Annotated in this window: 15 protein-coding genes; all 15 read right to left on the bottom strand. The window is 32.6% G+C overall.

Annotation, left to right across the window (positions count from 1 at the left end):
- Positions 1-177: 177 nt before the first annotated feature.
- The 15 genes from CLORY_RS05530 to pdxR all read right to left on the bottom strand — a co-directional run bounded on the left by CLORY_RS05530 (position 178) and on the right by pdxR (position 13,973).
- Complete coding sequence (locus tag CLORY_RS05530) at positions 178-1,032, bottom strand: DHH family phosphoesterase (protein ID WP_079422515.1); 855 nt, start codon at positions 1,030-1,032, stop codon at positions 178-180.
- Between the two features lie 271 nt (positions 1,033-1,303).
- On the bottom strand, positions 1,304-2,191 hold the full coding sequence (gene secF / locus CLORY_RS05525) for a protein translocase subunit SecF (RefSeq protein WP_079422514.1): 888 nt from the start codon (positions 2,189-2,191) through the stop codon (positions 1,304-1,306).
- A 5-nt stretch (positions 2,192-2,196) separates the two neighbouring features.
- Positions 2,197-3,444, bottom strand: coding sequence for a protein translocase subunit SecD (gene secD / locus CLORY_RS05520; protein WP_079422513.1), 1,248 nt, complete (start codon positions 3,442-3,444; stop codon positions 2,197-2,199).
- 73 nt (positions 3,445-3,517) lie between these two features.
- Positions 3,518-4,885, bottom strand: coding sequence for a thioether cross-link-forming SCIFF peptide maturase (gene scfB / locus CLORY_RS05515; RefSeq protein ID WP_079422512.1), 1,368 nt, complete (start codon positions 4,883-4,885; stop codon positions 3,518-3,520).
- A 228-nt stretch (positions 4,886-5,113) separates the two neighbouring features.
- Positions 5,114-5,251, bottom strand: coding sequence for a six-cysteine ranthipeptide SCIFF (scfA, locus tag CLORY_RS05510; RefSeq protein ID WP_079422511.1), 138 nt, complete (start codon positions 5,249-5,251; stop codon positions 5,114-5,116).
- Positions 5,252-5,320: 69 nt separating this feature from the next.
- Positions 5,321-5,689: a TIGR04086 family membrane protein gene (locus tag CLORY_RS05505; protein WP_079422510.1), complete on the bottom strand. Its 369-nt coding sequence runs from the start codon at positions 5,687-5,689 to the stop codon at positions 5,321-5,323.
- A gap of 72 nt (positions 5,690-5,761) precedes the next feature.
- Positions 5,762-6,052 (bottom strand): preprotein translocase subunit YajC, encoded by a 291-nt coding sequence (gene yajC, locus CLORY_RS05500; RefSeq protein ID WP_079422509.1) that lies wholly within the window; start codon positions 6,050-6,052, stop codon positions 5,762-5,764.
- 80 nt (positions 6,053-6,132) lie between these two features.
- The gene (gene tgt, locus CLORY_RS05495; RefSeq protein ID WP_079422508.1) at positions 6,133-7,263 is read right to left on the bottom strand and encodes a tRNA guanosine(34) transglycosylase Tgt; all 1,131 of its coding nucleotides are present in this window, start codon (positions 7,261-7,263) and stop codon (positions 6,133-6,135) included.
- Positions 7,264-7,329: 66 nt separating this feature from the next.
- Entirely contained in the window at positions 7,330-8,355 is a 1,026-nt protein-coding gene (gene queA / locus CLORY_RS05490) for a tRNA preQ1(34) S-adenosylmethionine ribosyltransferase-isomerase QueA (protein WP_079422564.1), read from the bottom strand.
- A gap of 13 nt (positions 8,356-8,368) precedes the next feature.
- Positions 8,369-9,406: a Holliday junction branch migration DNA helicase RuvB gene (gene ruvB / locus CLORY_RS05485; RefSeq protein WP_079422507.1), complete on the bottom strand. Its 1,038-nt coding sequence runs from the start codon at positions 9,404-9,406 to the stop codon at positions 8,369-8,371.
- A 14-nt stretch (positions 9,407-9,420) separates the two neighbouring features.
- Positions 9,421-10,008: a Holliday junction branch migration protein RuvA gene (gene ruvA / locus CLORY_RS05480; protein WP_079422506.1), complete on the bottom strand. Its 588-nt coding sequence runs from the start codon at positions 10,006-10,008 to the stop codon at positions 9,421-9,423.
- Between the two features lie 217 nt (positions 10,009-10,225).
- The gene (locus CLORY_RS05475) at positions 10,226-10,822 is read right to left on the bottom strand and encodes a hypothetical protein (protein ID WP_079422505.1); all 597 of its coding nucleotides are present in this window, start codon (positions 10,820-10,822) and stop codon (positions 10,226-10,228) included.
- A 222-nt stretch (positions 10,823-11,044) separates the two neighbouring features.
- A complete protein-coding gene (locus CLORY_RS05470; RefSeq protein WP_079422504.1) occupies positions 11,045-11,785 on the bottom strand; it encodes a YebC/PmpR family DNA-binding transcriptional regulator in 741 nt (246 codons plus the stop codon).
- Positions 11,786-11,894: 109 nt separating this feature from the next.
- Complete coding sequence (locus tag CLORY_RS05465) at positions 11,895-12,542, bottom strand: YigZ family protein (protein WP_079422503.1); 648 nt, start codon at positions 12,540-12,542, stop codon at positions 11,895-11,897.
- Positions 12,543-12,551: 9 nt separating this feature from the next.
- Entirely contained in the window at positions 12,552-13,973 is a 1,422-nt protein-coding gene (gene pdxR / locus CLORY_RS05460) for a MocR-like pyridoxine biosynthesis transcription factor PdxR (protein ID WP_079422502.1), read from the bottom strand.
- Positions 13,974-13,977 lie beyond the last annotated feature (4 nt).

Genomic DNA, 13,977 nt, shown 5'->3' with positions numbered 1-13,977 from the left:
AAACAAATTTATATTTTAATTTATATATTTTTTATAAGTAAATTATGAACAAAAAAATATTAATAATTACCTGCTGAAAAACCTGTTAATCTATACTACTTTCCCAAAACTCTGTTTTCGAAGTTATAAAATCTGTGACAGAAAGTAGTAAAATTAATTTTCGTACTTTCTACTCCTCTATAAACTCACATAATTGTTTACTTCATTTATTAAATACTTCGCTATTTGCTTTGCTCTATAGGCCTCTGTAGTAGTAAATAATTCAACTGCAATTCTTGCATTATCCATTCTTCCTACTGCATTGGTAGTTGGTTTTATACATTCGGCTAATGTCGTCATAGTATCTATATTAATTATTTCTAAATTGTTAGCACGTATAAGTGCATTAACTCCATAGTTTTTTGATCTTGCAGCCTGCTTTAGTCCATTTTCTATAAAAATCTCATTTTCATCTCTGATGGGCATACCTGATGCTAACGTTCCCAACAATACCAAATCAACATATTTTGCTATACACTTCATATCGTAATACATTGAAAGAGCTTGTGCAAGCTTAAATGCTATACCGCTCAAAGATAATCCTTTAAATTTATATAAACAGTCTTTTTGATTGGGATTTATTGCTATAATGTTATCATAGTTCTCTTTTTCATTGTCCAACACTATAAAATCTAAGCCTATATTTTTACATAGCTCTATCTCATTTTGAGATTGCGGCCTGCATCCAACTGTTATCATCAGCTTAGGTCCAAGATATTTTATATGATTTTCTATATTATCAGAGCTTATATCCCTTGAGATACTATCCTGTATATAATATTCTACATCTGCATTAAGATATTTAAACAGAAGCAGCAATAGTGATACTCCGCAAATTGAATCCGAACTGCATATACCATAAATAACTACTTTTTCTCTCTCATTTATTGCTTTAACTGTCCTCTCCATTACCTTACTCATATTTTTAAGAAAGAATGGATTGTATGTAGTTAAAAATCCAGGATAATTTAAATTCTCTAAGAATCTCGACATACTTTAAGCCTCCAATAACCTATATAAATTTTAAAGTAAATATACTGGCTTACTATAGGTAACTAAACGTAAGCAATATAAGACAGAGCCACTATTTACAAAATAAAATTTAATAAAAGAAAACATATTAATTATAATTGAAAAATCCTGTTTTGACAAATATTTTTATATATAATCAAATTTTTTTCTATTTATAGTTTTACTGGGGCTAAAAAACACAGCTTTATGGAATAGTTTCATTCCATAAAGCTGTGTTTTTTACTATATTAACTTATGCCCTAGCGGCAGCTAATTTTTTCTTTTTATGCTTCTGCTGCATATCTTTAATTAGTACCCAAACCGGTGTAGCTATGAATATTGAAGAATAAGCTCCTGAAACAATACCTATTATTAGAGGAAACGCTAGTTCTCTTACACTTGGAACAAAGAAATATACTGCTGTAATTGTAATCAAAACTGTCATTACAGTATTTATAGATCTCGTTATTGTCTCATTTACACTTATATTTCCGATCTCTTCTTTAGTCCTTCCTCTAAGCTTCTTATTATTCTCTCTTATCCTATCAAATATAACTATAGTATCATTAATGGAGTAACCTAATATGGTAAGGATAGCTGCAATAAATGGAGAATTAACAGTTACATGAAACACTGCATATACACTTATTGTTATCAGCAAATCATGAATTAACGCGATTATAGCCGCAAATCCAAAGCTGAATTCTTTAAATCTTACGCCAATATATACTAGCATTAGTAGATTAGCAACCACTAGTGCCCACAAAGCCTTACGAGTCATTTCAGCACCTATTGTTCCTCCTATTTGGTTCTGAGAAATCAATGCTTTATCTTTAAGCTTATATGTTTTCTTCATTTCAGCAAACATTTTAGTAAAATTCTTTTCAGTTAAACTGTTAGATTTTATTTCAAGCTGAGTTCTATTAACAGTATTTGTAACTTCATCTGAAGCATATTTTTTTACAATTGTTTCTACTTTTTCTTTGTCAAATGATTTGCCCATTTCTATAGTTATTACAGAACCGCCTTTAAAATCTATACCGAAATTTAAATGTCTAACAAATAAAAATCCTGTACCTATTAATATTAATATTAATGAAATTGTAAACCAAACTTTAGTTTTTCCAATTATATCAAGCACCTAATCTACCCCCTTTTCACACCAAAGTATACTGGTTTGTTCATGATTCCCATATTCAGCCATAAGTTAAGCAACGTTCTTGTAACTGTTATTGCTGTAAACATACTAATTAAAGTTCCTGCAACAAGTGTAAGTGCAAAACCTTTAACAGAACCAGATCCCATAACGTAAAGTACAAGACCTGCTATAATAGTTGTAACGTTGGAATCAACGATAGAGGATAGTGCTCTATGAAATCCTGCTTCTACTGAACTTCGAACTGATTTTCCGAGTCTCAGTTCTTCTTTTGTTCGTTCGAAAATTAGTACATTAGCGTCTACAGCCATTCCTATCGTAAGCAGTAAACCAGCTATACCAGGGAGCGTTAATACAACATTAAGTACATTGAAGGCAGAGAATACTAATAGTATAAATACTGTTAACGCCAAATCTGCGAGAAGACCAGGAATCCTGTAGTATATCAGCATAAATAAAAATACAAGTGATATTCCAACTAATCCAGCTCTTACACTCATAGGAACACCAACTTCTCCTATAGTAGGACCAACAGTCTTAGTTTCTACATTCTTAAGAGTTACAGGAAGAGCTCCAGACTGAATTATGCTTGCTAATTCCTTAGCTTTTTGCAGTGTAAAACTACCAGAAATTTCAGCAACGCCATTAGTTATCTGACTTTCTACCGTAGGAGGAGTAGTAACATCTTCATTATCCATTTTTATGCTTATTGTCTGCCCCAAAAACTTTTTAGTAGCATCTGAAAACTTTTTCTTTCCAGAAGCATTCAATTCAAGGCTTACTGCATACTTTCCATAATCATCTGTGTATGCCTTAGCAGATTTTACATCCTTACCAGTAAGTATTGTCTTATTATCAGGTCCTACAAATGTTAACTTTCCTGATTTAGTAAGCATTTCATTAATTGATCCCGAATCATACTTTCCAGGAATGTCAACCCTTATTCTATTTTTTCCTTCTATAGATACTGCGGTTTCACTTACTCCCAGCTTATTAACTCTGACACTCAATAACTCTTTTGTTCTTTCAAGAGTTTCTCTACTCGGCGTTTTCTTAGACTGAATCTCTTGAAGCACACTAACTCCGCCCTGCAGATCCAAACCTCTTTTTAGTACCTCACCAAATGATTGTACTCTATATCCTGCTACATTCAGCCCATAAACTCCAATATATGAGAATGCAGCTATTAACAGGACACAAATAGTAAAAATAACTCTACTTCCCGCTTTTGTCTTCATTATTCTCCCCCTCTGCGCGTTTTCATAGACTTTATTATATTACTTAAATAATTAATAGTCAATATAAGGCAATCTATGCGTTTTTCTCTTCGTACATACATTTTAATGCTATGGCACATTCTATTCTCTTCTTAGCTAACTTACAACCAAATTCATAAGGTTCATGTATGTCGCCGCTAAAATTGTAATTATTTGCCTGACAGCCACCGCTGCAATAAAATCTTGCCCAGCAATTCTGACATTTAGGTTTGTTGTATATATGTGCCTTTTTAAAATCTTCACACACTTCCGGTTTAATTATCCCTTCATCTAATGTACCAATTATAAAGTCTTTATTTCCAACAAATTGATGACATGGATATATATCTTCTGATGGTGTTATTGCTACATATTCATGGCCGGCACCGCAGCCGCTTATTCTCTTATAGACACATGGTCCTCCATTTAAATCTATATTAAAATGATAGAACTTAAACTCTTTATCCGTACCAATTCTACTTGCCATTTCATCTACAAGCTTATCATAGGATTGATAAATTTCATCAATATCCTCATCACGCAATGAAAGAGGATCACATTTTTGAAGTACAACTGGTTCCACAGATACCTCTTTAAAACCTTCATCTGCTAGATAAATTACATCCTTATAGAAATCCAAATTATTATGAGTAAAAGTTCCTCTAGCATAGTATTGTTTTCCTGCTGTTCTTCTCTTAACCATTTCCTTTATGTTTTTAAGTATTTTTTCATGGCTTCCGCTGCCATCAACTCTTACTCTCACTTTATCATTTACTTCTTTTCTTCCATCGATAGATAATACTATATTTCCCATATTCTTATCAATGTAATCCATTATCTCATCTGTAAGCAAAGTAGCGTTTGTTGTCATTGTAAATCTTATATTTTTACCATGAAGCTTCTCTACCTCTTTTGCATATTCAACTACCTGCTTTACAGTTTCAAATGCCATAAGAGGTTCCCCTCCAAATAAATCCACCTCTATATTTTTTCTTGGTCCTGAATTTTTTATTACAAAATCTATAGCTTTTTTAGCAGTCTCCGGACTCATTATCTCTCTCTTACCTTGATACTCTCCCTCATCTGCGAAGCAATACTTACATCTTAAATTACAGTCATGCGCTATATTTAAACATAAGGCTTTTATATAAGATTTTGACTTGTCTCTTACTGCTATCTCTTTATATAAGTCCTCAGAATACAGAAGTCCTTCTGATACAAGTTCATTTATGTCTTCAAAAGCCTCGTCTATATCTGTTTTATTATACTTTTCATATAACTTTTTATCTATATTATCCTTATTAGGTATATTATTTTCATCCAATATATCATAAACAAGCTCATCGATTATATGTACACTACCTGAGTTAACATCAATGGCATAATAATTGCCAGACTGCATAAATTTATGAATTAACGACACTTTAAATTCCTCCTAAAATATGTTTCCAATAATAAAGCACATTCAAAAAAATAACTAGCCGATCTGCTTGGCTAGTTTCCATCTTACTGCGTCAGCAGATTCCTTCAATAGCATCACCATCAAAGAAATCCGCTTCCTTGTCTAATGAAAAATATTCGTCGCATCTTAGGCTTGTTATTTTCTTTCATGTGCTTAAAGCAGTAACTTTATCGTTTCTACTTTGCTTTTTTAGTTTTCACAAGCTAAATTTGCAACTGTACAAGAAGTTTTGCAAGCTGACTGACATGAATTTGCACACTCTTTGCAGCCAGGTTTTGCTAAACTATTCTTTAGATTTGGCTTGTTCATAGTTCTTATATGTTTCATTTAAATGCCTCCCATTTTTAACTATTTCGCTAACATTATAGCATAACACTAATTATAAATAAAGTACTGCTAGATATTTATTCCTAACATTCCAGAAAGAGCGCCAACTAAAATTGCGATAATGAGTCTAAAAAAATCATTCATATGTAAAGTAGGATCTTGAAAAATAATAGCAGAAATAATATACAGAAGAAGCATATAGAAAATAGCTACAAGCATTCCTATAAGCCAGCCATTTTTATTATTTCTCCTTGTTGCGTATATAGAACCATATAATACGCTAAAACACGTTATAATAATATAGCTCACTGACATTACCTGATTATTTATACTCACGAAATTCATAATAGCTGTAAATACAATCAAAAGTAAGACTGTTAGTATTATAGCATGTAATACTCCCTTTGCTGAATTTACTAATAAGTTTCTCGACTCCATAATAAAACACCTCCCATATAACTATTTATGCTATATAGAAGTGCTTTATTACCTTTAAATAATATAATTTATTTACTTTTCAGGAGTACTAGTATTAGCTGATTTAGTAACTTCAAGGATTCCATTTTTGCTAAGCTTTATTCTAGTTCTATCCGGTCCTGACTGAACAATAATAAAATCATCTTGAATATTAGTTATCTTGCCTATTATTCCACCTTTTGTCATAATTTCATCATTTAATACCAATGAATTCAACATATTATTATATTTCTTTTTTCTTCTATTTTCAGGTACAAGTACTAATACGTAAAAGATCACAAGCATTAAAACAAATGGTAAAATAACACCTACAAAATTTTGCATTATGAAAAACCTCCTTATGTATGCTTATATAGATAAATCCAGTGAAAAAGTTTTCTGATGTTTACCTATACATTATGATTTTATATGTTTTCAGAAAACTGTTCAACTGTTTTTTGCTTAAACTCACTAAATTTATCTTCATCTAGAGCTTTTCTTATATCTTCCATAAGTTTATTATAAAAATATAGATTATGCAATACACAAAGTCTCATAGCTAACATTTCTTTAGCTTTAAACAGATGGCGAATATACGCTTTAGTATAATTTTTGCAGGTAGGACACTCACATCCCTCTTCTATAGGCGAACCATCCAATTCATATTTTGCATTAAGCAAATTTATTTTACCGCTATGAGTATATACATGTCCATGCCTTCCATTTCTTGCAGGTAGTACGCAATCAAAGAAGTCCACTCCTCTCTCTACTCCCTCAAGTATATTAATAGGTGTTCCAACTCCCATTAAATATATAGGTTTATCTTCAGGAAGATGTGGTACTACTGCTTCAATAATTCTATACATCTCCTCATGAGTTTCACCTACTGCAAGGCCGCCTATAGCATATCCATCTAAATTTAATTTGGATATTTCCTTTGCGTGTTCAATCCTTAAATCATCATAAACACCGCCTTGGTTTATTCCAAACAGCATTTGCTTTTTGTTTATAGTAGTCTCCATAGAATTAAGTCTTGCCATTTCATCCTTACATCTATAAAGCCATCTAGTAGTTCTCTCTACAGATCTCTTTACGTAATCTCTAGGAGATGGATTTTCTACACATTCATCAAAAGCCATAGCTATCGTAGAAGCTAAATTACTCTGAATCTGCATACTTTCTTCAGGTCCCATAAATATTTTTCTGCCGTCAATATGCGAATTAAAGTATACCCCTTCCTCCTTTATCTTTCTCATACTTGCAAGAGAAAACACCTGAAAACCGCCTGAGTCTGTAAGTATTGGTCTATCCCAGTTCATAAACTTATGAAGGCCTCCAAGCTTATAAACAGTTTTGTCTCCAGGTCTGAGATGAAGATGATAGGTATTTGAAAGTTCAACCTGACATCCGATATCTTTAAGATCCATTGACGATACGGCACCCTTAATTGCTGCAAGTGTACCTACATTCATAAATACTGGGGTCTGAACAGTGCCATGAGGTGTAGTAAAAGTTCCCCTTTTTGCATTTCCGTTTCTTTTTAGTACCTTAAACAAAATAATCACGCCTTTAGTAAAATTTATGTTAATTGATGTTTAAATACAAAATATTTATAATTCAAACTATCTTATAAACATAGCATCTCCAAAACTGAAAAATTTAAATCTTTCTTTTACAGCCTGTTCATAAGCTTTCATAATGTGTTCTCTTCCCGCTAAAGCGCTTACTAGCATTATCAGCGTTGATTGCGGAAGATGAAAATTAGTTATCAGTGCATCGACAATTTTAAATTTGTAGCCTGGATATATGAATATATCTGTCCATCCGCTTTTTGCATTCACAGTCCCATCCTCTCCAGCTATGGTCTCCAGTGTTCTGCAAGACGTAGTACCAACAGCAACAACTCTCCCGCCGTTCTTCCTTGTGTTGTTAATTATAGAAGCATTCTGTTCGTCCATTATATAAAATTCAGAGTGCATTTTGTGTTCTTCTATAACCTCTACTTTCACGGGTCTAAAGGTTCCGAGTCCTACATGCAGTGTGAGATATGCAATATTTATTCCTTTATCCTGTATATCTTTTAATAATTCCTTTGTAAAATGTAGACCAGCAGTAGGTGCCGCAGCTGAGCCAAGTTCCCTAGAATAAACTGTCTGGTAGCTTTCATTATCTTCGAGCTTTTCCTTTATATATGGCGGCAATGGCATTTGACCAAGTCTATCAAGTACCTGCTCAAAAATACCATCATACTGAAATTCTACAATTCTATTTCCTTCTTCAACTATATCTACTACCTTCGCCTTCAGCATACCATCGCCAAACACAAATTCCGTGCCTATTTTAGCTCTTTTACCAGGTTTCACCAAGGTTTCCCATCTATCCCCCTCAAGTCTTTTAAGCAGCAAGAATTCCATTTTGCCTCCAGAATCCTTCTTTTCGCCTATAAGTCTCGCAGGTATTACTCTAGTATCATTTAATACTAAGCAATCTCCCGGGTTTAATAAATCTATAATGTTTTTAAAAATTTTAAGTTCAGTTTCTCCAGTTTTTTTATCCAGCACTAATAATCTAGCTTCATCTCTATTTTTTAATGGATGCTGTGCTATAAGTTCCTCTGGTAAGTAAAAATCAAAATCTGTTACGTTCAAGTTTACACCTTCCTTATTCTTCATTAAGTATTGAACACTGCTCTATCGGAAGCTCATTTACAATTTTTCGCTTAAGATGTTTATAAGCTTTTTCTGTAGCCACTCTTCCCCTTGGTGTCCTTACTATGAAACCTTTCTGAAGCAGATAAGGTTCATATACATCTTCAATTGTATCAAGCTCTTCACCAATAAAATATGACAAAGTTTCAATTCCAACTGGTCCGCCTGAAAAGTTATCTATTATAGCTTCTAATATTCTATTATCAATTCTGTCAAACCCTTCTTCATCCACTTCCATCAAATCCAGTGCTTTCTTAGCCGAATCTAGAGTTATAATTTCCTCCTCTAGCACTTGAGAATAATCTCGCACTCTTTTTAATAGCCTTATAGCTATTCTAGGTGTCCCCCTTGACCTTTTAGCAACCTCTTCAGCTGCCTTTTCTTCTATTCTGCATTTAAATATATCCGCAGATCTTACTACTATCTCTTTCAGTTCATTAGTCTCATAAAACTCCATAGAGCATAATACACCAAATCTATCTCTAAGCGGTGCAGTTAAAAGTCCTATTCTCGTTGTAGCACCTATTAACGTAAATTGAGGCAAGTCAAGACGTATGGACTTAGATGCAGCGCCTTTACCAATTACTATATCAAGCGCATTATCTTCCATGGCAGGGTACAATATTTCTTCTACATTCCTGTTTAGTCTATGTATCTCATCAATAAACAACACATCATAATCATTTAAAGTCGTAAGAATAGCTGCTAAATCACCTGCTCTCTCTATAGCTGGTCCAGATGTTATTTTTAAATTTCCTCCCATTTCATTAGCTATTATATTAGCTAAAGTGGTTTTTCCAAGTCCTGGAGGACCATAAAGCAGTACATGGTCTAACGATTCTTTTCTTTTCTGAGCTGCTTTTATAAAAATATCCAGTTTCTTTTTAACCTTGTTCTGTCCTATATATTCTTTAAGGCTGGACGGTCTTAAATTATACTCTACAGAATTATCTTCTGCAAAACTATCTGGTGAGACAATCCTTTCGCTCATGAAACTTTCCCCCTCTAACCCATAAGATGCTTTAATGCATTTTTAATAATATTCTCTAGTGAATCATCTAAAGCAATATCTTTTAGAACCTTAGCACATTCTTTCTCAGTATATCCAAGCGATTGCAGCGCTTGTAAGGCTTCATGATATGATGAGCTAGATTCTTCAACAGATGTATCATCTTCCGAATTTATATCATTTACTATAAGTTTGTCTTTTAGCTCAAGTATTATTCTCTGTGCCAGTTTGGGGCCCACTCCAGGAGCTCTGGTTATCATTTTTACATCAGAATTCTTTATTGCCCTGCTCAGTTTCTCAGAATCCATAATAGAAAGCATGGATAGTGCTGCCTTAGCTCCGACTCCATTTATATTAAGCAGCATCGTAAAAAGTTCCAGTTCATCACGAGATATAAATCCATATAGGCCAATAAAATCTTCTCTAACTATTTGATGTATATATAGTAGAACTTCATCATTTATTTTAGGAAGTCTAGTGAGACTGCTTCCTGGTACATATATCTTATAACCTATACCACAATTATCTATTATTGCATAGTCCTTATAATATCCAGCATATTTTCCTTTAATGTAATCATACATAAAAAACACCTCAAATAATTTTATCACTAAGTAATAATCTATAGCATTAAATACATTATATACTTTATCATTCGAAATGAAATAATTCAAGGGATGTTTATCAGTACCCTATAGCTTGTCCGGTAAAACGACATTTAAATAGTGAATAGCATCTTACAAAACTTCGATGCATAAAGAAATTTGCCAAACGCGTATATGCTATTCACTAACATTTTTATTACGATCCCATAGACATAAGCTCATCCATGGCTTCACTTTTACTTTTATATTCATATGCAAATTTTCTTAAATATTCTTGATCCTTTTTAGGTAGGTCATGTATATTTATGTTAGATGTATCTGAATTGATGTTTTCTATATACAAATCTCCTTCACTGTTACATTTGAATATAGCGATATATCCCTGCGGATTAGCACCTAGATAAAAGTGGCCAGGAGTATATTTACCATTTTTCTCAAATACAATTTTATTACCTTCACTGCCCATAAATTTATAGTCCTGAGTCTTATAGTAGTTCTTAATTTTGCTTAATGTAAGTTTTCCAGAAATCTTATTTGATATTTCTTCTGCCTTTAAATTTTTAGTTTCTAGAAAGGTACTTCCCCTTTTAAGTTTTAATAATATATCAGTGTTATTGCCTACAAGTCTCTCTACACCATCTATGCTGACTCTTTTACTATTCTCTCTAAATGCGTTTTGAACTGCCCCATTTTTATCAGTAAGAATCTTTTCTGTTATATGAAAGCTTAACAAAAAAAGAATCACTAAACTTGTTCCAATCAAACCAGCATATAAATATCTTTTCCTTTTCATAACACCACTCCTCTAAGTGGTATTATTTCCATAATTCATTATTTTATACATATATATATTAATTTTATAAGCTTCCTTAAGATAAACTCTTCTAATGACCTTTTTCTAATAAAATGTAAACACCTCCAAATGAATTTTTACATTCATCATGGAGGTGTTTATATCATAGTCTAAAAACACGTATGTCATTACTGCCATAAGTTAATAAGTACTCTAAACCTGCTATTCTTCCCAGCCTTCTGGGAACTCTGCATTGTGGTAAACGTCCTGAACATCATCGTCGTCTTCAAGCTCATCAAGCATCTTTTGGAACTTAGTTGCTGTCTCTTCACCGATAGAAGTATAAGTATCTGGCACCATTTTTACTTCAGCTTCTAAGAATTCAAGACCGTTCTTCTCTAAGGCTTCTCTCACTTCTCCGAAACTTTCTGGAGCAGTTGTTACAACATACACTTCATCCTCTGCAACAAAATCCTCTGCTCCAGCATCTAAAGCCATCATCATAAGTTCGTCTTCATCAAGTTCATCATTCTTCTCGATTACAATTTCGCCCTTTTCCTGAAACATAAATGAAACACAGCCTGTTGCTCCAAGATTTCCACCGTGCTTTGTAAATGCATGTCTAACATTTCCTGCACTTCTATTCTTATTGTCAGTCAAAACATTGACAATAACAGCGATTCCTTCAGGTCCATAGCCTTCATAAACAATTTCATCGTAATTAACATTGTTCATATCCCCTGAAGCTTTTTTGATTGATCTCATTATTGTATCCTGCGGCATATTACTAGCTTTTGCCTTTGCTACAACATCTCTTAATTTATTATTCGTTTCAGGGCTAGGTCCACCATTTTTTACAGCAATAACTATTTCTTTGCCTATTTTAGTGAATACTTTTCCTCTTTTAGCATCGGCTTTTCCTTTTTTAGCCTGTATATTATGCCACTTTGAATGTCCTGACATTTAGTTTTCCTCCCAACAAATATTCATATATTTTAATAGAAATAATACATTTATATGTAAATTTTAACATAAACTAATTTATAAAATCCAAAAATATTATATCATTTATTTATATACTGTCAAGAATAGTGTCGTTTTCCTTAAAATAATATCCTTCTTTTTCGGATGATATTTTTACCTTGTTAGCAGTCATATCAATAACAGCGTTAACTATTTCCTGCTGTCTGCTAACCTCACTTATTATATTAACTATAACCTTTTCTCCATATTCTACATTTAATATCTGCCAATTGTTCTGATCAAATTTATATTGCAGCTTTCCAAGCATGTCGTATTCTATCTCCGCGTTTGTTACTACTGCTTTTACCTTTTCTACAGAGCCACTGCTTTTTACAGCCATAGCTGCAGCCCTCGAATACGCCCTGCATAAACCCGACGCTCCTAGTAATATTCCTCCAAAGTATCTTGTTACTACTACCACGGCATCAGTAATATTATTTTTCTTAATAACCTCAAGCACGGGTATTCCACCCGTACCCTGGGGTTCACCATCATCACTGTATCTTTGAATTTCTGATTTTTGTCCAATAATATACGCATATACATTATGCCTAGCTTCTCTGTTTTGCGCTTTAATCGAATTTATGAATTCTTTTGCTTCCACCTCTGTCTCAACCCGCTTAGCAGAACCTATAAATGTAGATTTCTTTTCCTCAAAGCTTTCAGTACTTAAATCTTTTAACGTTTTATAACACATAGTTCTCTCCTACTTTATCGATTGTGAAAGTATATTATAAATAACTGTTATCCCAGTTGAAATACTTTCATTATCTGTCTGTGAAAAACTTATTCTAAAAAATTTATTTCCTTCCGTATAATCTTTATAAAAAAGTCCTCCCGGAGTTATTAACACCTTATTTGCTTTACATTTTTGAAATAATTCCATAGAACTTATATTAACATTTTCTTTCAATTTAATAAAGAAATTTAGTCCTCCTCCAGGCTCACAAAACTCTATAAAATCATTTAGTTTTTCATAGAGTTGTTTTTTCATATAATTGTATCTTAGATTATATTCGCTTTTCAAAAATTCCATATGCTTAACCCAATGCCCTGTATTTAAATATAATTCCAAAGCTCTCTGCATAAGGCTTGAAGTAGATATGTCAGAATTTATTTTTGCATTTTCGATGCTTTCTTTAAATTTGTCAGGCACTATTACGTAACCTAATCTTATACCAGGTAAAAATAATTTTGAAAAACTTTTTATATATATTACTTTGTCATATCTATCTAAGCTCTTTAAAGATCTATACTCTATACTTTCATCATATATTAATTCTGATAAATAGTCATCTTCAATAATATAAAACTCATATTTTTGTGCCAGTTCTAACAGCTTTAGTTTTTTATCGATACCATAAGTAACTGTAGTCGGATTCTGAAAATATGTCATTAAATAGATGAATCTTATTTTTTTCTTTCTAAGCAGATACTCTAGACTTTCAAGGTTCATTCCATCCGGCTCAACCTCTATCTCAAAAATATTCGTCTTTTTCCAGTTAAAAACAGCCAAAGCACCACTATAAGTTGGTTTTTCAACGACTATGTTATCATTGTTATTTATAAGACCTTTAGCAATTATATCTATCCCCTGCTGAGCTCCAGAAACTATAAGTACATCATCCTTTTTAAATCTACTTTGCCAAAAGTATCTGATTATACTCTTTCTCAATCCCTCAAATCCCAGAAAATCCTGATAGGTAAGGGCATCTATCCCGTCTCTTTTGAGTACATCGTTTAGTATTTTTCTAAAGATATCTACAGGGAAAAAGGAATTTGATATGGTTTCTCCAGTGAAGTCTATGTAGTTTTTCAGCTTTTGCCTATTCAAATTTTTAAAGGTTTCAGAGTATTGTTTTTTTATCATCTTCAGGCTGTTTTTTCTTCTTGCATATGTACCGCTGCCCATTTTCTGATATAAGTACCCTTCCTCTTCCAATCTATTATAAGCATTTATGATAGTTATCTTATTAACAGCTAAATCCTTGGATAACTGCCTTATCGTAGGCAGTTTGTCTCCTTCATTTATTATTCCTCTGTCTATATTTTTTTTAAAATATTGATATATCTGAATATATTTAGGTATGTCATTATCCTTAAACTTAATATAATATTTTTCATTCATATCT

It is taken from the genome of Clostridium oryzae, assembly GCF_002029235.1.
GTDB lineage: Bacteria > Bacillota > Clostridia > Clostridiales > Clostridiaceae > Clostridium_AE > Clostridium_AE oryzae.
This window is presented reverse-complemented; position numbering and strand designations above follow the sequence as displayed.